The organism is Polaromonas sp. A23, from assembly GCF_002001015.1.
Lineage (GTDB): Bacteria > Pseudomonadota > Gammaproteobacteria > Burkholderiales > Burkholderiaceae_C > Polaromonas.
On record NZ_MUNO01000029.1, the window covers coordinates 26,312 to 45,899 of the forward strand.

Annotated in this window: 18 protein-coding genes; 15 read left to right on the forward strand and 3 right to left on the reverse strand. The window is 61.6% G+C overall.

Going from position 1 to position 19,588, the window contains the following annotated elements; translation table 11 throughout:
* Window positions 1–88: 88 nt before the first annotated feature.
* From B0B52_RS16180 to lysS, 14 genes are all read left to right on the forward strand, one after another.
* Entirely contained in the window at window positions 89–1,033 is a 945-nt protein-coding gene (locus B0B52_RS16180) for a LysR family transcriptional regulator (protein ID WP_077594697.1), read from the forward strand.
* A gap of 33 nt (window positions 1,034–1,066) precedes the next feature.
* On the forward strand, window positions 1,067–2,488 hold the full coding sequence (leuC, locus tag B0B52_RS16185; protein ID WP_077594698.1) for a 3-isopropylmalate dehydratase large subunit: 1,422 nt from the start codon (window positions 1,067–1,069) through the stop codon (window positions 2,486–2,488).
* 9 nt (window positions 2,489–2,497) lie between these two features.
* Window positions 2,498–3,142, forward strand: a complete 645-nt coding sequence (gene leuD, locus B0B52_RS16190; RefSeq protein WP_077594699.1) for a 3-isopropylmalate dehydratase small subunit — start codon at window positions 2,498–2,500, stop codon at window positions 3,140–3,142.
* Entirely contained in the window at window positions 3,121–3,456 is a 336-nt protein-coding gene (locus tag B0B52_RS16195) for a hypothetical protein (RefSeq protein ID WP_077594700.1), read from the forward strand. The genes leuD and B0B52_RS16195 overlap by 22 nt, the downstream gene beginning before the upstream one ends.
* The gene (gene leuB, locus B0B52_RS16200) at window positions 3,453–4,523 is read left to right on the forward strand and encodes a 3-isopropylmalate dehydrogenase (protein ID WP_077594701.1); all 1,071 of its coding nucleotides are present in this window, start codon (window positions 3,453–3,455) and stop codon (window positions 4,521–4,523) included. Before B0B52_RS16195 ends, leuB begins: the two co-directional genes overlap by 4 nt.
* Before the next feature lie 369 nt (window positions 4,524–4,892).
* The gene (gene asd, locus B0B52_RS16205) at window positions 4,893–6,032 is read left to right on the forward strand and encodes an aspartate-semialdehyde dehydrogenase (RefSeq protein WP_077594702.1); all 1,140 of its coding nucleotides are present in this window, start codon (window positions 4,893–4,895) and stop codon (window positions 6,030–6,032) included.
* Between the two features lie 251 nt (window positions 6,033–6,283).
* The gene (locus B0B52_RS16210; RefSeq protein WP_077594703.1) at window positions 6,284–8,953 is read left to right on the forward strand and encodes a FimV/HubP family polar landmark protein; all 2,670 of its coding nucleotides are present in this window, start codon (window positions 6,284–6,286) and stop codon (window positions 8,951–8,953) included.
* A gap of 27 nt (window positions 8,954–8,980) precedes the next feature.
* Window positions 8,981–9,760, forward strand: coding sequence for a tRNA pseudouridine(38-40) synthase TruA (gene truA, locus B0B52_RS16215; RefSeq protein ID WP_077594704.1), 780 nt, complete (start codon window positions 8,981–8,983; stop codon window positions 9,758–9,760).
* Between the two features lie 139 nt (window positions 9,761–9,899).
* On the forward strand, window positions 9,900–10,610 hold the full coding sequence (locus B0B52_RS16220; RefSeq protein WP_077594705.1) for a phosphoribosylanthranilate isomerase: 711 nt from the start codon (window positions 9,900–9,902) through the stop codon (window positions 10,608–10,610).
* Complete coding sequence (gene trpB / locus B0B52_RS16225; protein ID WP_077594706.1) at window positions 10,588–11,847, forward strand: tryptophan synthase subunit beta; 1,260 nt, start codon at window positions 10,588–10,590, stop codon at window positions 11,845–11,847. Before B0B52_RS16220 ends, trpB begins: the two co-directional genes overlap by 23 nt.
* Window positions 11,844–12,677 carry a tryptophan synthase subunit alpha gene (gene trpA, locus B0B52_RS16230; protein ID WP_077594707.1) on the forward strand — a complete coding sequence of 278 codons (834 nt, stop codon included), beginning with the start codon at window positions 11,844–11,846 and terminating at the stop codon, window positions 12,675–12,677. Before trpB ends, trpA begins: the two co-directional genes overlap by 4 nt.
* A gap of 76 nt (window positions 12,678–12,753) precedes the next feature.
* Window positions 12,754–13,626 (forward strand): acetyl-CoA carboxylase, carboxyltransferase subunit beta, encoded by an 873-nt coding sequence (gene accD / locus B0B52_RS16235; RefSeq protein WP_077594717.1) that lies wholly within the window; start codon window positions 12,754–12,756, stop codon window positions 13,624–13,626.
* Between the two features lie 185 nt (window positions 13,627–13,811).
* Window positions 13,812–14,468, forward strand: a complete 657-nt coding sequence (locus B0B52_RS16240; RefSeq protein WP_077594708.1) for an LON peptidase substrate-binding domain-containing protein — start codon at window positions 13,812–13,814, stop codon at window positions 14,466–14,468.
* 141 nt (window positions 14,469–14,609) lie between these two features.
* Complete coding sequence (gene lysS / locus B0B52_RS16245; RefSeq protein WP_077594709.1) at window positions 14,610–16,166, forward strand: lysine--tRNA ligase; 1,557 nt, start codon at window positions 14,610–14,612, stop codon at window positions 16,164–16,166.
* 86 nt (window positions 16,167–16,252) lie between these two features.
* Here lysS and B0B52_RS16250 read toward each other — a convergent pair whose 3' ends face one another.
* Together B0B52_RS16250 and B0B52_RS16255 are read right to left on the reverse strand one after the other, a co-directional pair.
* A complete protein-coding gene (locus B0B52_RS16250) occupies window positions 16,253–16,594 on the reverse strand; it encodes a TfoX/Sxy family protein (RefSeq protein ID WP_077594710.1) in 342 nt (113 codons plus the stop codon).
* Between the two features lie 139 nt (window positions 16,595–16,733).
* The gene (locus B0B52_RS16255; protein ID WP_077594711.1) at window positions 16,734–17,336 is read right to left on the reverse strand and encodes a dihydrofolate reductase family protein; all 603 of its coding nucleotides are present in this window, start codon (window positions 17,334–17,336) and stop codon (window positions 16,734–16,736) included.
* A 170-nt stretch (window positions 17,337–17,506) separates the two neighbouring features.
* Between B0B52_RS16255 and B0B52_RS16260 the strand changes: the two genes are divergently transcribed.
* Window positions 17,507–17,686 carry a hypothetical protein gene (locus tag B0B52_RS16260; protein ID WP_077594712.1) on the forward strand — a complete coding sequence of 60 codons (180 nt, stop codon included), beginning with the start codon at window positions 17,507–17,509 and terminating at the stop codon, window positions 17,684–17,686.
* Window positions 17,687–17,998: 312 nt separating this feature from the next.
* Here B0B52_RS16260 and B0B52_RS16265 read toward each other — a convergent pair whose 3' ends face one another.
* Entirely contained in the window at window positions 17,999–18,517 is a 519-nt protein-coding gene (locus tag B0B52_RS16265) for a YitT family protein (protein ID WP_254425736.1), read from the reverse strand.
* Between the last annotated feature and the right edge of the window lie 1,071 nt (window positions 18,518–19,588).

Sequence of the window (19,588 nt, forward strand, 5' to 3'; positions counted from 1 at the left end):
CAGCCATCGCATATCGCGATGACAAAGCTCCAAATAAGCTTGCAAAATAGAGATTCATCGCAAAACGCGATGCCTTTAGCCCTTTTTCATGAAAAGCTCCGAACGCAACTTCGCCCGCCGGATAGATCTCACCTCGCTGCAATTGTTTGTGGCGGTGTGCGAGCTTGGCAGCATCGGCAAGGCGGCGGAGCGTGAATTCATTGCAGCCTCGGCCGTCAGCAAACGCCTCTCTGACCTGGAGGCCGCACTCGACACGCCCCTGCTTTACCGTCACACCCGCGGGGTGGACCTGACGCCGGCCGGGCAAAGCCTGCTGCACCATGCGCGCTCGGTGCTCTTCAGCCTGGAAAAAATGCAGGGCGAACTCAGCGAATACTCCGCCGGCGTGCGCGGCCACGTGCGTGTGCATGCCAGCATTTCTGCCATCGTGCAGTTTTTGCCGGAAGACTTGGGCGCCTTCATCGGCCAGCACCCCGAGGTCAAGATCGACCTGGAAGAGCACCTGAGTACGGAAGTTGTGCGCGCCGTGCAGGAAGGCGCCGCCGACCTGGGCATCTGCAATACCGCCGATGGCAGCGGCGAGTTGCAGACCCTGCCCTATCGGCAAGACCGACTCGTCATGATTGTGCCGCGCGGCCACGTGCTGGGCGCGCAGGATGCCATTGCTTTTGAAGACAGCCTGGACTTTGACCATGTGGGCCTGCACTCGAACAGCTCGATTTACCTGGCCATGCGTGATGCTGCGGCGCTGGCGGGCCGCACCATCAAGCTGCGCATCCACGTCACCGGGCTGGACGCCATGTGCCGCATGATCCACAACGGCCTGGGCGTCGGCGTCATGCCGCAGCGCGCTTTTGAGCTCATGCACGGCGTCGGCGAGCTCGAATCGGTCGCACTGACCAATGACTGGGCCGAGCGCCGCATCGAGCTGGTGGCCCGTGATTTTTCCAGCCTGCCGGTCACCGCCCGCCTGCTTGTCGATCACCTCACCGCGCGCGCGGTTGCCACGGCCCCGGCAAGCGCCGCTGCCTGACTACTTAAAATCAGAGACCACGAAGGAAACCACATGGGACGCACCCTCTACGACAAGATCTGGGACGAACATGTCGTCCACACCGAGGAAGACGGCACGGCCATCCTCTACATCGACCGGCACCTGGTACATGAGGTCACCAGCCCGCAGGCTTTTGAAGGCCTGCGCGAAGCCGGCCGCAAGGTCTGGCGCATCAGCTCCATCGTGGCCACCGCCGACCACAACACGCCGACGACCGGCTGGGAGCTCGGCTACGACGGCATCACCGACCTGGTGAGCAAGGAGCAGATCACCACGCTGGACAGCAACATCGCTCAGTTCGGCGCGGCGGCCTACTTTCCGTTTTTGTCCAAACGCCAGGGCATCGTGCATGTGATGGGCCCTGAGACCGGCGCCACCCTGCCCGGCATGACGGTTGTGTGTGGTGACTCGCACACCTCCACCCACGGCGCTTTCGGCGCTCTGGCCCATGGCATTGGCACCAGCGAGGTCGAACATGTGATGGCCACGCAAACCCTGCTGGCAAAAAAGGCAAAGAACATGCTGGTGCAGGTGGACGGCACGCTGGCCCCGGGCCTGACCGGCAAGGACATCGTGCTGGCCATCATCGGCAAGATCGGCACCGCAGGCGGCACCGGCTACACCATTGAATTTGGCGGCCCGGCCATACGCGCACTCAGCATGGAAGCACGCATGACCGTCTGCAACATGGCCATTGAAGCCGGCGCCCGTGCCGGCCTGGTGGCGGTCGACGCCAAGACGATTGCCTACGTCAAAGGCCGGCCTCTGGCGCCCACCGGCGTCGAGTGGGACCAGGCGGTTCAGTACTGGAGCACGCTGCAGTCCGACGCCGATGCCAAATTCGACACGGTGGTCAAGCTCGATGCCAGCCAGATCCGGCCGCAGGTCACCTGGGGCACTTCGCCCGAGATGGTGCTGTCGATTGACGATCGCGTGCCCGACCCGGACAAGGAAAAAGACGCCAACAAGCGCGACGCCATCGAGCGCGCGCTGACCTACATGGGCCTGCAACCCGGCAAGGCCATCAACGACATCATGGTCGACAAGGTGTTCATCGGCTCCTGTACCAACAGCCGCATCGAAGACATGCGCGAAGCCGCCGTCATGGTCCAGAAAATTGGCCAGAAGGTGGCGGGCAACGTCAAGCTCGCCATGGTGGTGCCGGGCTCCGGCTTGGTGAAGGAACAAGCTGAGCGTGAAGGCCTGGACAAGATTTTTGTCGCTGCGGGATTTGAGTGGCGCGAACCCGGCTGCTCCATGTGCCTGGCGATGAACGCCGACCGGCTTGAGCCGGGCGAGCGCTGCGCCTCCACCAGCAACCGCAACTTTGAAGGCCGGCAAGGCGCTGGCGGCCGCACGCACCTGGTCAGCCCGGCGATGGCTGCTGCCGCTGCTGTACACGGCCACTTCGTCGATATCCGCAAATTTTCCTAAGAAGCCATCATGCAGAAATTCAACGTACACAAAGGCCTGGTCGCGCCCATGGACCGCGAGAACGTCGACACCGACGCGATCATTCCCAAGCAGTTCCTCAAGTCCATCCGCAAGACCGGCTTCGGCCCCAACCTGTTTGACGCCTGGCGCTACCTGGACCCGGGCTTTCCGGGGCAAGACCCCGCCACCCGCAAGCCCAACCCCGACTTCGTGCTGAACCAGACGCGCTACAAAGGCGCGTCCATCCTGCTGGCGCGCAAGAACTTCGGCTGCGGCTCTTCACGCGAACATGCGCCCTGGGCGCTGGACCAGTACGGCTTTCGCGCCATCATCGCGCCCAGCTACGCCGACATCTTTTTCAACAACAGCTTCAAGAACGGCCTGCTGCCCATCGTGCTGAGCGAAGCGCAGGTCGGCCAGTTGTTTGACGAGGCGCTGGCCTTTCCCGGTTACCAGCTCACCATAGACCTGGAGCGCCAGGTGGTCATCAAGCCGCAAGGCGAAGAGATTGCCTTCGAAGTACAGGCCTTCAAGAAATTCTGCCTGCTGGGCGGTTATGACGACATCGGCCTGACCTTGCGCCAGAGCGACAAGATCAAGGCCTTTGAAGCTGAACGCCTTGCCACCAAGCCGTGGCTGGCGCACACGCTGTGAGTGTCGGCTACGAAAGCACTCTGTTCAGGTGGATGGTGCGCCACTGGGTTTGCACCTACCTGCTGATGGGCCTGGGCTTCGTTGTCTTCGGCGCGGCCTCGCTGAACCTGGTGCAGCTGTTCACAGCCAACATCAGCTTCCTGGTCGAGCATGGCCTCGACGCCGTGTATGACGGCGGCCTGTGGCAACTCGCCGAGCTGGTCGCCAGCGCCTACCTGGCCGTGGCCTTTTACCTTTTATTCAAAACCTGCGAGCATGCGCTGGTCCAGCGCCTGGCGCACCATGACTCCAAGAAAGCATCGAAAAACTCATGAAAATCGCAATCCTTCCCGGTGATGGCATAGGCACCGAAATCGTCGCCGAGGCCGTCAAGGTTCTGAAAGCACTGGACCTGAAATTTGAAAGCGAGACCGCCCTGGTTGGCGGCGCAGCCTACGAAGCCCACGGCCATCCGCTGCCCGAGGCAACGCTGAAACTGGCACAGGCCTCCGACGCCGTGCTGTTCGGCGCCGTCGGCGACTGGAAATACGACAAGCTGGACCGCCCGCTCCGTCCGGAGCAAGCCATCCTGGGCCTGCGCAAAAACATGGGCCTGTTTGCCAACTTCAGGCCTGCCATCTGTTACCCACAATTGGTCGACGCTTCCAGCCTGAAGCGCGAGCTGGTGGCCGGCCTGGACATCCTCATCATCCGCGAGCTGACCGGCGACATCTACTTCGGCCAGCCGCGCGGCCGCCGCGTCTCGCCGGACGGCCACTTCCCGGGTGCCGAAGAAGCTTTCGACACCATGCGTTATTCGCGCCCCGAAATCGAGCGCATCGCCCACGTCGCTTTCCAGGCTGCGCGCAAACGCGGCAGCCGCGTAACCAGCGTCGACAAGGCCAATGTGCTGGAAACCTTCCAGTTCTGGAAAGACGTCGTCACTGAAGTTGGTTTGCAGTACCCCGACGTCGCGCTGGACCACATGTATGTGGACAACGCCGCCATGCAGCTGGTCAAGGCGCCAAAGAAGTTCGACGTGGTGGTCACCGGCAACATGTTCGGTGACATCCTGTCCGACGCGGCAGCCATGCTGACCGGCTCGATCGGGATGCTGCCCTCGGCCAGCCTGAACACCAAAAACCAGGGCCTGTACGAACCCAGTCACGGCAGCGCGCCCGACATCGCCGGCAAGGGCGTGGCCAATCCGCTGGCCACCATCCTGAGCGCAGCCATGATGCTGCGCTTCAGCCTGAACCAGCCCGAAGCGGCCGTTCGCATCGAAAAAGCCGTGGATGCCGTTTTGACGCAAGGCCTGCGCACGCCGGATATCTATAGCGAAGGCACGACCAAGGTTGGTACGGTGCAGATGGGCGATGCGGTGGTCGCTGCGCTGAAATAAAGCCCCCACGGTTGCTCACTGCGTGTAGCGCCCTGCCCCCCCGAGGGGGCCGCTGCGCCTGCGGCCCCTGCTTGGATTTTTGCGCCAGTGGTGCATCGACTGACGTTTTTTTGCCGCAAAACCAGTCTTCCCGGGCTGGTTTGGTTCAGCCGCCCGACCGGACAGGGCAACCCTGGTTAAAATAAACCCATGCGTAAAAACCCCGCACTCACCCGCTTTGTCGCCGCTTCGCGCGCGATCAGCGCTGCGCCGGTTTTTGCCCAGATCACCAAAACGACGACCATTAAAGGCTAGCAAGCCCGGTTCGTCGTGCCCTGCCGGCCCGATGGGCCGGGTCAAAAAGTATTTTTTTTGAAAAAGGGCAATCCAATGAAACTCGCAGGCAATCTCACAGGACTCGTCGGCTGGCGCGGCATGGTCGGCTCGGTGCTGATCGACCGCATGCAGGCCGAGGGCGACTTCGACCTGATCGAACCGGTCTTCTTTTCGACCTCCAATGCGGGCGGCAAAGCCCCGGCCCAGGCGAAAAACGAAACTACGTTGAAAGACGCGTTCGACATCGCAGCCCTGAAGAAGTGCGACGTCATCATCACCGCCCAGGGCGGCGACTACACCACCGAGGTCTACCCCAAGCTGCGCGCCGCCGGCTGGACCGGTCACTGGATCGACGCCGCCTCCACACTGCGCATGAACGACGACGCCATCATCATCCTGGACCCGGTCAACCTGCCTGTCATCCAAAAGGCGCTGGCCAAGGGCGGCAAGAACTGGATTGGCGGCAACTGCACTGTCAGCTGCATGCTGATGGGCGTGGGCGCGCTGTACAAGGCCGGCCTGGTCGAGTGGATGACCAGCATGACTTACCAAGCGGCGTCGGGTGGCGGCGCCCAGCACATGCGCGAACTGCTGACCCAGTACGGCACGCTCAACGGCGAGGTCAGGGCCCTGCTGGACGACCCCAAGTCCGCGATTCTGGAAATCGACCGCCGCGTTTTGGCAAAACAGCAGTCGCTGAGCGCCACCGAGACCGCCAACTTCGGCGTGCCGCTGGGCGGCTCGCTGATCCCCTGGATCGACAAGGACCTGGGCAATGGCATGAGCAAGGAAGAGTGGAAAGGCGGCGCCGAGACCAACAAGATCCTGGGCCAGGGCGCCAGCTTCGGCACCGCTGAAACCCCGGTGGATGGCTTTTGCGTTCGTATTGGAGCGATGCGCTGCCACAGCCAGGCGCTGACCTTCAAGCTCAAGAAAGACGTGCCGCTGGCCGACATCGAAGCAATGATCGCGGCCGACAACCAGTGGGTGAAGGTCGTGCCGAATACGCGTGAAGCCTCCATCACAGACCTGACACCGGTGGCAGTGACCGGTACCATGAGCATCCCGGTCGGCCGTCTGCGCAAACTGGCCATGGGCCCCGACTACCTGGGCGCCTTCACGGTCGGAGACCAATTGCTGTGGGGTGCGGCTGAACCATTGCGGCGCATGTTGCGCATTCTTTTGCAGGGCTGAAATTACGAACTGGTGGCTGCTTGAACGCAGCCACCAACCGTAACCAGTTGTGACAGCTCGTTGTCGTCAGACAACAAGTCGAAGTTGTAAGTTGATGCTAATCGGGGGTGTCAAAACTTAAGTGCTGTCTTAGCTTGTCAGCCTAATGCCTTGATGTTAATGTTGTTTTGTCGAAAATTAGCGTTGAGGTTTTTGTGCGGACCAGCAGAATAAAATTTAATGCAAACCGGGCACCGGAGGCTCCAATTTCCATGAATCAACCAGGCCGTTGGCGTATAGGTGCCGTGGCAACTGCCATTGCTCTGTTGGGCAGTCTTGCCAGTCTGCCGGCACATGCCTTGGGGCTAGGCCGCATATCCGTTCAATCTGCCTTGGGCGAACCGCTGCGGGCCGAAATTGAGATTGTTGAAATCAACGCCGAAGAGGCCGCGTCCCTGCAAGCCAGCGTAGCCAACGCCGAGGCCTTTCGGGCAGCCGGCCTGGAATATTCGGCGGCGGTGACCAACGTCCAGATCAGCCTGCAACGCCGGGCTGATGGTCGCTCCTACTTGCGCGTGAGCAGCAGCAGGCCGGTCAGCGAGCCTTTTGTCGACCTGATTCTTGAGGCCCGCTGGGCTTCCGGCCGTGTGGTCCGTGACTACACGATGCTGTTCGATCCGCCGAATCTGCGCCAGGCAGCAGCGCCTGTGCCTACCCCGACAGCGCCACTGGTTTCCAGGCCAGCCCCTCCTCTGGCCAGCTTGCCGCCGGCTCCTCGCACCGCCGAATCCGCGCCGTCTTCCCCTTCCCGACCGGCGCCGGTCACCCGTGCCCCGGCGGTGGAGGCCGCCCCTGCCGACAGAACCTCGTCCGACGGCCAGAAAATAGTCGTGAAGTCCGGTGACACCGCCGGCAAAATTGCCGCCCAGGCCAAGCCGGCCAGCGTTTCGCTGGACCAGATGCTGGTAGCTTTGCTGCGCAGCAACCCGGATGCATTCGTCGGCGGGAACATCAACCGTCTCAAGGCAGGCGCTGTGCTCGATGTGCCTGCCGGAGACCAGGCAGAATACGTACCAGCGGCGGAAGCTACCCGCACCATCGTTGCCCAAAGCAAAGACTTCAATGAGTTCCGCCGCAAGCTCGCCGAAGGTGCCCCCGCAACTCAGGTCGCTGGCGCTGACCGCCAGGCTACCGGCAAGGTTCAGGCCAGAGTCGAAGACAAGGCCCCTGCCGCAGCAACACCTGACAAGCTGACCCTTTCCAAGGGTGCAGTCCAAAGCAAGGCTGCAGAAGAAAAAATTGCGCAGGATCGTCAAGCCAAGGAAGCAGCGGCCCGTGTGGCCGAGCTGTCCAAAAACATCAGCGATCTGAACAAGCTCAGCGGAACGCCTGCCACGACAGCCGCTCCGGCTACGCCCGCAATCACCAGCCCGGCAACAAAACCAGCCGTGGCAGTGCCCACGCCCCCGGCCCTGTCGCCAGCGTCACCTGCTACCCTTCCGCCAGCCGTTCCAGTCGCCTCGGCTCCCGCAGCGACCGCAAGCTCCGCAGCAGGTACCTCCGCGGCTGTTGCGCCGGCCATGTCCGCCGCCAGCAGCCCCAGCCCCGCTGAAGTCGCTACGCCGGCTGCCGTGGCCAGCGTCCCGGCACCTGCAGCAACCCCACCCGTCAAAAAGCCGGTGGCCGTTGCCCCACCGCCTCCGCCAGAACCCAGCCTGCTAGACCAGTTGCTGGACAACCCGCTCATCCTGGCGGGCGGTGCAGGCCTGCTCGTGCTTCTGGCAGCTTTCGGCGTGTACCGCGCACGGCAGCGTAAAAATGCCGTTTCGGTGGACAGCTCTTTTCTTGAAAGTCGGCTGCAACCCGATTCTTTTTTCGGCGCCAGCGGCGGCCAGCGAATAGACACCAATGAAGCCAATGTCACGGGCTCGTCCATGGTCTATTCTCCGAGCCAGCTAGACGCCGCTGGCGACGTAGACCCCGTGGCCGAGGCCGATGTTTACCTGGCCTATGGGCGCGACTTGCAGGCTGAGGAAATCCTCAAGGAAGCCATACGCGTGAGCCCCTCGCGTGTCGCCATTCATGCCAAGCTGATGGAAATTTACGCCAAACGCCGCGATAACAAGGCTTTCGAAGCCGTGGCGGTCGAGGCATTCAATCTGACCAAAGGTCAAGGTATCGAGTGGGCGCACATGGCTGAAATGGGCCGTGAGCTGGACCCTGCCAACCCGATGTACCAGCCCGGTGGCCAACCTGTGTCGGGAGCCGCAACCAGCATCGCCGCGACCGGTGTGGGCGCAGCCGCATTTGCCGCTCAAACCCAGCCCCTGACTCCACGGGCTGCGCCACCCGAACCGCCAGCTTCTTCGGTCGACTTTGATCTGGACCTCGACTTTTCCCTGGGTGACGAACCCGCCGCCGTTGCACCAGCACCGGCGCCAGTTCCCAAGCCAGCACCGCGCCCTGAACCCACCGTGGCCATGCCTGCTGTGGCCCCTGCCCCGGTCGACAATGGGATGGACTTCAGTTCTGCCACGATAGCCATACCTTCAGTTGCCGCACCGGCGCCCGTTGCAGCACCTGCACCGCAGCCGAGCAGGGATCTGAGTTTCACGACAGCCGAACCCCCGGTGACCACCGCTGCAGCCAATCTGGACACCTCTGGCGGCATGCTTGAGTTTGATTTGGGCGCCTTATCGCTTGATCTGGACTCCCCAACCACGGAAAGCCAGAAAATTACCGCGGCACCTGCGCCAGCAGCAACAGCAGCGGTAACAAGCGTGGAAAGTGATGATCCGCTCGAAACCAAGTTTGCACTGGCTGAAGAGTTCCGTGCCATTGGCGACGTTGACGGCGCGCGTTCACTGGCTGAAGAAGTACTGGCGCAATCCAGCGGTTCGCTGAAAAGCAAGGCCCAGGCCTTTCTCAACGCCCTGGCCTGATTTGCGCCTTTCCCCTGGGGGTCGCCCGTGAGGATCGCCCTCGGCTTGAGTTACAGCGGTACCGGTTACGAGGGCTGGCAAAGCCAGCTCTCGGGCAACACCGTGCAGGACCAGCTGGAAAAAGCACTCGGCAAGTTCACGGCCCAGCCCCAGCGCACCCTGTGCGCCGGGCGCACCGATGCCGGCGTGCACGCGCTGATGCAGGTAGTTCACTTTGACACCGAGCTCCAGCGCGACCTCCCCTCCTGGGTGCGCGGAACCAATGCTTTTCTGCCGCGTGACATCGCCGTGCAATGGGCGCACGAGGTCCCCGACGAATTTCACTGCCGCGGCAGCGCCATCAGCCGCCGCTATGCCTATGTGTTGCTGGAGTCGCCGGTTCGCCCCAGCGTCGAAGCAGGCCGCGTTGGCTGGGTTTACCGGCCCATGGACGAGACTGCCATTCGCGCGGCGATTACCCACCTGATCGGCGAGCACGATTTCAGCTCCTTCCGCGCTGCGCAGTGCCAGGCGAAGTCGCCCGTCAAGACCATCAGCCGGATCGAGGTTTCAAGGCGCGCCGGTTACTGGCGCTTCGAGTTCGAGGCCAATGCCTTTTTGCACCACATGATCCGCAACATCATGGGCTGCCTGGTGGCAGTCGGCCAGGGGACCCATGCGCCCGAATGGCTCGCAGAGGTGGTCGCCGCCCGCAACCGCGATGCAGCCGCCCCTACCTTCTCGCCTGACGGCCTGTATTTTCTCGGGCCGCGTTACGAAGCCCGTTATGGCCTGCCAGAATCCACACCGGCCTATGATTGGATCTGATGACTGCCCCCACGCTTTTCACTTCGTGTAATGCGCTGCCCCCCGGGGGGGCCGCTGCGCCTGCGGCCCGGCGAAGCCGGTTCCGCGGCCCCTGCTTGAATGAAGAGGTTCTGTGCGGCGATCCGGCCAGGGGGGGCTTATGAAGTCTGCTTCACCCCTTCGCACCCGCATCAAGATCTGCGGCCTCACGCGCGAAGAGGACGTGGACGCCGCGGTGGCCGCCGGTGCTGATGCCGTCGGTTTTGTCATGTACGAAGCCAGCCCACGCTATGTGAGTGCCGAACGTGCTGCCGAGCTGGCCGGCCGCCTGCCGCCTTTTGTCACGCCGGTATTTTTGTTCGTGAACGCATCTGCTACCGAAATCATAGCGACCTGTGCCCGTGTACCAACGGCATTCCTTCAATTTCATGGCGATGAATCGCCCGAAACCTGCCTGCAGGCCGGGCGTCCCTTCATGCGCGCCGCGCGTATTCCGCTAGAAAACCCAGCCTCTGGTGGTACGCCTTTCGATCTCGTAAAATACACGGAAGACTTCAAAGCGGCCCAAGCCATCCTGCTCGACGCGCATGTCGAAGGTTATGGCGGCGGCGGCAAAACATTCAATTGGTCACTTCTTCCTCCAAGCGTCAACGCTCACCTCGTTTTGTCTGGTGGACTCACACCTGCAAATGTGACCGATGGCATTTTGCAAGTACGGCCGCGTTGTAAAACGCTGGCCGTCGATGTCAGTTCGGGCGTCGAGGTTTCGAAAGGAATCAAAAGCGCCGAAAAGATCCATCAGTTCGTCGCGGCCGTTCGTGCCGCCGACGGCTTACTTGCAAAGAACCATGTACACCTACCAGCAACCTGACCCGACGGGCCACTTCGGGATTTACGGCGGCAGTTTTGTTTCCGAAACGCTGACCCATGCGATCAATGAGCTGAAAGACGCTTACGCCAGATACCAGCACGACCCGGAATTCCTTGCGGAATTCCACTACGAGCTCAAGCATTTCGTCGGCCGTCCCTCCCCGATCTATCACGCCGCCCGCATGAGCCGCGAACAGGGTGGCGCGCAGATTTACCTGAAGCGCGAAGACCTGAACCACACCGGCGCGCACAAGATCAACAACACCATCGGCCAGGCCATGCTGGCACGCCGCATGGGCAAGCCGCGCATCATCGCCGAAACGGGCGCCGGCCAGCACGGTGTGGCCACCGCCACCATCTGCGCGCGTTACGGCCTCGAATGTGTGGTCTACATGGGCAGCGAAGACGTCAAGCGCCAAAGCCCCAATGTCTACCGCATGAAGCTGCTTGGCGCCACGGTGGTGCCGGTTGAATCCGGCAGCAAAACGCTGAAAGACGCACTTAACGAAGCCATGCGCGACTGGGTCGCCAACGTGGACAACACCTTCTACATCATCGGCACGGTAGCCGGCCCGCACCCCTACCCGATGATGGTGCGCGACTTCCAGAGCGTGATTGGCGAAGAATGCCTGACCCAGATGCCGGAAATGACAGGCGGCAAACAACCCGACGCAGTGATTGCCTGCGTCGGTGGCGGCAGCAACGCCATGGGCATTTTTCACCCCTACATCGCTCACGAAAACACCCGCCTGATCGGCATTGAAGCCGCTGGCGAAGGCATGGACAGCGGCAAACACTCGGCCTCATTGCAGCGCGGCAGCCCCGGTGTGTTGCACGGTAACCGCACCTATGTGCTGCAAAACGAGGACGGCCAGGTCACCGAGACACACAGCATCAGCGCTGGCCTCGACTACCCCGGCGTCGGCCCCGAACACGCGTTCTTGAAGGACATCGGCCGTGCCGAATACATCGGCATCACCGACAAGGAAGCGCTCTCGGCCTTTCACTACCTGTGCCGCACCGAAGGCATCATTCCAGCGCTTGAATCCAGCCACGCCGTGGCTTACGCGATGAAACTCGCCAAAACCATGCGCTCCGACCAGTCCATCCTGGTCAACCTCTCCGGCCGCGGCGACAAGGACATCGGCACCGTAGCGGATTTGTCTGGCGCTGATTTTTATGACAGGCCGTCGATGCGTGGGCATGTGGTCAAAGGCAGCGGCAAGGAAGCGTCATGAGTCGTATTGCCTCCACCTTCACCGCGCTCAAGGCCCAAAATCGCAAAGCCCTGATTCCCTACGTCACCGCCGGTTTCCCCTACGCCGACATCACCCCCGAGATGATGCACGGCATGGTGGCCGGCGGTGCCGACGTGATTGAGCTTGGCGTGCCGTTTTCTGACCCCAGCGCCGATGGCCCGGTGATCCAGAAAGCCGGTGACCAGGCGCTGGCGCTGGGCATCGGCCTGGTGCAAGTGCTGGAAATGGTTCGCCTGTTCCGCCAGAAAGACGGCAACACCCCCGTGGTGCTGATGGGCTACGCCAACCCGATCGAAGCCTACGACCTCAAACGCGGCAAAAACGCCTTTGTGCGCGATGCATCGTCGGCCGGCGTGGACGGCGTGCTGGTCGTGGACTACCCGCCCGAAGAATGCGAGGCCTTCGCCGCCACCCTGCGTGCGCACCAGATGGACCTGATCTTCCTGCTGGCGCCGACGTCCACCGCCACACGCATGGCGCAGGTGGCCCAGGTGGCGAGTGGCTACGTGTACTACGTCTCGCTCAAGGGCGTCACCGGTGCCGGCACACTGGACCTGGGCGCAGTCGAGGCCATGCTGCCACGCATACGTGAGCACGTCAGTGTGCCGGTGGGTGTCGGCTTCGGCATTCGCGACGCAGCCACCGCCAAAGCCATCAGCCGGGTAGCCGACGCCGTAGTGATTGGCAGCCGCATCATCCAGCTGATTGACGGCCAACCGCGTGCCCAGGTGGTGCCTTTGGTACGCGATTTCCTGACTGGCATCCGCCAGGCACTGGACAGCCCGGCCCGGCCCGGAGACAGCGCATAATCCCCTTTCTTTTCAGGTTTTGCCCCCGCCGGCACCCAGTGCGCTGGCCCGGGCGGCCCACCACAAGGACGAACCCATGTCTTGGCTAGAAAAACTCCTTCCACCCAAAATCACCCCGACCGACCCGACCGAGCGCCGCAGCGTGCCCGAAGGCCTGTGGGTCAAATGCCCCAGCTGCGAAGCCGTGCTCTACAAGACCGATCTGGAGAAAAACCAGAGCGTCTGCCCCCAGTGCAACCACCATCACCGCATGGACGCACGAGCCCGGCTGGATGCCTTTCTGGACCCCGAAGGCCGCTACGAAATCGGCCAGGAAGTCCTGCCGGTGGACCCGCTCAAATTCAAGGACAGCCGCAAATACCCCGAGCGCCTGAAAGAAGCGCTGGAAAGCACCGGCGAAACCGACGCACTGGTCGTCATGGGCGGCGCGGTGCACAGCATTGGCGTGGTGGTGGCGTGCTTTGAGTTCGACTTCATGGGCGGCAGCATGGGCAGCGTGGTGGGCGAACGTTTTGTGCGCGGCGTGCATGCGGCCATTGAGCAGAAAGTACCCTTCGTCTGCTTTACCGCCACCGGCGGCGCGCGCATGCAGGAGGGCTTGCTGAGCCTGATGCAAATGGCCAAAACCAATGCCGCGCTGACCCGCCTGGCCAAAAAAGGCCTGCCCTACATCAGCGTGCTGACCGACCCGACCATGGGCGGGGTGAGCGCCGGCTTCGCTTTTGTGGGCGATATCGTCATTGCCGAGCCCAAAGCCTTGATTGGTTTTGCCGGCCCGCGCGTGATCGAGTCCACCGTGCGCGTCACCCTGCCCGAAGGCTTTCAGCGTGCCGAATTCCTGCAGACCAAAGGCGCGATCGACTTCATCTGCGACCGGCGGGAACTGCGCAAGACCGTGGCCAATTCACTGGCCATGCTGCTGCGCCAGCCAGCCGACGCGGTCGAATGACGCCTTCTCTCTGAGACTGCATTTTGCTATCTATATAATAGCTGCTTGCGCCCGTGCAATAAGGGCAGAGGGCCATTTTTACCTCTCAAAATGGCAAAAATCGCCCCTTCCGACGCCGGAGCATGCACACGGGAAAACAGGATCGTGGGAAGATGATGTTTCCGCGGAAATTCCCCGTCTGATTGATGTCTGAAACCCTCACCCTTACCTCGCTGCCGCTCTTCCCGCTGGGGACCGTGCTCTACCCTGGCGGCCTGCTCCCGCTGCGCATTTTTGAGGTTCGTTACCTCGACATGATCGGCAAATGCCACAAGACCGGCGCACCTTTCGGCGTGGTCGCGCTGACCCAGGGCTCTGAAGTGCGCAAGCCGGAAAACGGCCCTAGCGGCGACGGCTTTGCCAGCGAAGACTTCCATCCCGTCGGCACCCTGGCCACCATCGACAGCTTTTCCGTACCGCAGCCGGGCCTGATGGTGATTCGCTGCACGGGCACCCAGCGCTTCGAGATTTCCAGCCGCGAAAAGCTCAAGCATGGCCTGTGGATTGCCGATGTGACCCGGCTCGAAGACGACCAGTCCATCAAAGTGCCCGACGACCTGCTCCCCGCCGCCAATGCCCTGGGCAAGCTGATCAAAGCCCTGCAGGAACGAGCCGTGCCCGGCGACCAGATGCCACTACAGCCGCCCTACCGGCTGGACGACAGCGGCTGGGTGGCCAACCGCTGGTGCGAGCTGCTGCCCATGCCGCTGGAGCTCAAACAGCGCCTGATGCAACTGGACAACCCGCTGGTCCGGCTCGAGCTGGTCAGCGACATCCTCGGGCGCACCGGCATCGCGATGTAAGGCCGCGGCCCGGCGCCCCGCGCCGGTAACCTAAAATCAGGACTTTGCCGCTTTGCCGGCCGGACGCGTGCCCAGCGTCTGCGGGCATGGCGCTGTTGCAGTGGCCCGGCGCGCTGCCATTTTTCGAAAACCTGCTCCCACATGTCCAACCAAACCCCTACTCCCCCCATCGCTGTGCCCGCGCATGACGAGAACCAGCTCATGGCCGAGCGCCGTGACAAACTCAAGGCCATGCGCCAGCGGCAGGCCGACGGACACGGAGTGGCCTTCCCCAACGACATCAAGCCCTCACACCACGCGGCCGAGCTGTTTGCCGCCCACGGCGACAAAACCAACGAGCAGCTCGAACCGATGGCGCTGAAGGTCAATGTGGCCGGCCGCATGATGCTCAAGCGCGTGATGGGCAAGGCCAGCTTTGCCACGCTGCAGGACACCTCCTTCGGCCCCTCGGGCGGGCGCATCCAGCTCTACATCAACAACGAAGGCGTGGGCGAAGAAGTGCATGCCGCCTTCAAGCACTGGGACCTGGGCGACATCGTGTCCGCCAGCGGCACCCTGTTCCGCACCAAGACCGGTGAGCTGTCGATTCACGCCACCAGCCTGCGCCTGGTCACCAAAAGCCTGCGCCCGCTGCCCGACAAATTCCACGGCGTGGCCGACCAGGAGGTCAAGTACCGCCAGCGTTATGTGGACCTGATCACCGACGCTTCAGCGCGCCAGCGTTTTGCCAACCGCAGCAAGGCGGTCTCCAGCATGCGCAGCTTCATGGTCGCGAACGATTTTCTCGAAGTCGAAACGCCCATGCTGCACCCGATTCCGGGCGGCGCCAATGCCAAGCCTTTTGTGACGCACCACAACGCGCTCGACCAGCAGATGTTCTTGCGCATCGCGCCCGAGCTGTACTTGAAGCGCCTGATCGTCGGCGGCTTCGAACGCGTGTTTGAGATCAACCGCAGCTTTCGCAATGAAGGCATCAGCGTGCGGCACAACCCCGAGTTCACAATGATGGAGTTCTACGCCGCGTGGTGGAACTACCTGGACCTGATGACCTTCACAGAAGACCTCATCCGCCACGTGGCGCAGCAGGTTACCGGCGGCACCGTGCTGACGTACCAGGGCAAGACGGTTGACCTGAGCCAGCCGTTTGAACGCCTGACGATTCGTGAAGCCATCCTCAAACACACCGATGCCGGCGCCCATGTCGACGACGCTGCCTGGTTGCTCAACGCCCTGAAGAAACTCGGCAAGTTCAGCGCCAAAGACAGGCTCGACGCCCGCTCGCTGCCCAGCCTGCAGGTCACCTACTTTGAAGAGATGGTTGAAGAAAAGCTCTTGCAGCCCACCTTCATCATGGAACACCCGACCGAGATTTCTCCACTGGCCCGTGCCAACGACGCACGCCCGGAAGTGACCGAGCGCTTTGAGCTCTACATCACCGGCCGCGAGTTCGGCAACGGCTTCAGCGAGCTCAACGACGCCGAAGACCAGGCCGCACGTTTTCTGGCGCAATCAGACGCCAAGGACGGCGGCGACGAAGAAGCCATGCACTACGACGCCGACTACGTGCGCGCCCTCGAATACGGCATGCCGCCCACCGGCGGCTGCGGCATCGGCATCGACCGCTTCATGATGCTGCTGACCGACAGCGCCAGCATTCGCGACGTCATATTGTTTCCGGCGCTGCGGCACGAGGCTTGAGGCCGGGGATATCTGTCCTTGGGGCCGAGGCCCCATAAAAGAACCAGCCGTCTATCGACGACAAGGCAGACGGAAACGAGCCCGGGTCATTGTTTCCCGCCCTTCGCAGGCAGCCCGGCAACATACTGGACACACCAGGAAACCCAGGCCTTCAGTTGCGAGTCGTCGGCGATAGCGGGCGGATCGATATAAACATAGCCCTTCATGGGCCTGCCAGTGAAGTCCATCACCCGCACGCCCGGCATGGCTAGTGCATCCTGGTGATGTTCAGGCCCAACCCGTGCCATCAGACTTGAGTTTCGAATTCCTATGAACATCTTGCCATCCACAAGAAAGGCCAGGCCTCCGAACATCCTGCGTTCGGAGATGCCAGGGCGCGCGCCGAGAGCTTTGCGAACTCGCTCTGCAAGACTGGGGTCGAAGGCCATGATTTGGGGCGCCTAAGTTTGAAGTGAGGCAGGGCCGACAGACGGCCACGCAGAAAGCATGATAACCACGACGTAGTGCGGCTGGCTGCTCGGCCTCGCCGGACAAAGGGTCAGGCGTCACTTTGAGTCGGCAGGCGCTTCAGCTTCTTCCCGAATGCTTCACAACATACTCAAGCACAACTACGCCGCACGGGTAACAAGTTGCACTTCGCGCCATCAGTTCAGCCCGCTCTCGAATGTCCTTGAGCACCTTGCGCCCCTGTCCCAGCACGGCAGGGTTGATGTAGATATACATTTCGTCGATAAGCTGTGCGTCCATGAGCGCCGACGCCAAAGTAGGCCCACCGTAGGCAAGAATGTCCCTGCCTGGCTCACGCTTCAAACGAGCAATACCGTCGGCCAGATCGCCGCGAAACAATTCGGCATTCTTCCAGCGCGAGCTCGGAATGGTGCGTGTGACGACAAGCTTGCGAGTGGCAACGATTGCCGCAGCGAAAATGGACTGCGGATTTTCAGCGTCGGAAGCCACGCGCTCCCAGTGGTCACAAAAGCCTTCTTCCGCCATCCTTCCGCTGATCAGGATGCAGTCGGATGTTGTCGTCAGGTTGTTGTGGTGCGCTCGCAGAGCATCGTCCCACGACCACCCCTCAGACCACGGCCAAACCATCCAGCTGACATCGCCATCCGCGCCAGCGGTGAACCCGTCCAGCGACACCTGCATTTCAAGTTTCAGTTTCCGCATGATTGCCTTTCGTTAGGTGTGGGACAAGGTATCCCAAAGCAACGACGAACGAGGCGGAGTGGAATCGACAGTCTGAAACTCGGAGAAACCCTTATTCGAAGACCGGGAGTGGCGGTCATCGCGCTTCAGTTGCGAAAGATCGCAACGAGCGCCGGACGCGAGGTCTGCGGGTGCGGCGCTGGGCGCTGGATGTGCAGGCCAGAAGCAACCACAACAAGGCGGCTTGTGCGCTGGCCAACAAGCTGGCGCGGATCTGTTATGCCACGCTCAGGGACAAGGCGCCGTTTGGTGAACAAACCGTGCGGCTTGGCAAGAAGATCAACAGGGAGAGCTTTGTGATGCCGGCCTGACGACCGGGTATTGAGGGCAGTCACGAGAAAGTATTGAACACCCATCCACGCTTGCGACGAGATTGATCAACCATCATGGCTAACCGGGTTCCCCCCACACCGATAGACGCCGACAACTCTTCCGGCAGCTTGCCTGCCGCTTGTACCGACTGGCGGTTCGGTGATGCGGATTCCATGTCGGCACGGGCCACAGCAGAACCCACCTTAGATGCCGGATATGCGACTGCAGGCGCTTCCCCAACAGCCAATCTATCGGTCAGTTTCTTGCCCTTGTAAGGGAGTCCATATGGAAGGGCAAGGCGTCGCTGGCGCTCAGACCCCGAGGTACCTTCCGGGCCTGTGATTCAAGGCGAGGATGGCACCTATTGCCACGGCCCCAACTACCGACTGCAGAACCCGAACGGGGGGCACCACAAACAGCGCGGCCAACACCACGACGACGTCCACAGCCAGCTGAACCTTTCCGGCGCTCAGGCCCTTCGACTGCTGGAGCCACTGAGCGAGGATGTTGACGCCACCGACGCTAGCCCTGTGACGCAGAAGCGCAAGCAAGCCGAACCCAATGAGACAGCCGCCGAGGACTGAGGCTACCCAGGGATTGAGCAGTTCGAAACGCACCACCTTCGGAGCCAGCCCAGTGCAAACCGACACAAGGGCAACAGCAATGAAGCTCTTGAGCGTGAACTCTGCCCCGAGACGGAACCAGGCGAGCCCGAAGAACGGGAGGCTCAAGAGGAAGAAGAGTAGGGCCAGGCTCCAAGCGCTGGCATAGCTTGCCAGGAAAGCCACACCAGCGACACCGCCGGTGAGGAGGCCAGCATGGGAGAACATGGTCAGCCCTAAAGCGACAAACAGAGAGCCCGCGACCAGGGCATGCCCATCGTCGAACCAAGAATGAGCGATCACATCTGGTGCATTTGCTTCCATGTAGCCGTGGAAAGCACAGTGCGTGCCACAGGACCCGGCGAGCGCGCTCGGCGTAGGTATTGCGACGCCTGTAAGGGGTTAGGTCTCGCGATACGGTAGCTGGCTAGCCTGAACTCCCTGTTTCGGGCTAACGCTACAGGAGGCCAGAGCCCACTCTAGATGCCGAATTTACGACTGCAGGCACTTCCCACTCAGCCAATATATCGGTCAGCCTCTTGCCGTTGAGGGGGCGTCCATATATGACCGTTAGAGGGCATTCGAAAGATGCTAGAACCTGACATGGGAGAAAAGATTGGCTACCAACATTACTGAAGCAAACACCCCCACGAACAAGATGACAGAGATTAGCGACCGGACGTGTTTCGCTGACGTTTCCGGAAGTCCAAGTTTGAAGCAAGTACGATTGATTTTCTCTCGCACGAATTCAATGCAACCTGCTGAGAAGACCCCCTTGCCCTTGATGCGACTTAGCACAAGAAACAACAAGCTTGCAAACAGTGCGACCGTGCATGCGGCAAAACCCCATGGATTTGAGGAGACTGTGCCCCAGGATAGGCAGGAAAATTGCCCATGATTCACTGTAATGGCTTCGCAGTTCTGGGGGATAGCTGATTCCCCATAGAAGGCGATAGCCTCTTCGCGCGAGTGAGCCCCTAGCCAAGGAGCCCAGATGAAGAAGAGCAACAGGGCCTGCGCGACAACAGCAATTTGGACCAACGACCAAGCCAGGACGAAACGATCTCTTGTCATAGTTCGTGTGCTCTAACGCTCAAGGTAAGCGGCGCCGCCAAGCGTCCACTTGACTGCGATGTTAGACAGCCAGCCGGGAAACGGCTTGCAGTAGAAACGGAACTTGATCCGCTTTAATTGACACTGGTTTCTCCGTTTTCACAGATTTCGTATGTGGCTGGTGGCAAGTATCGCAGCGACGAGTGCAACCGGCGCTCGTTGTAGAAGCGAATGTAGCTGCTCAGC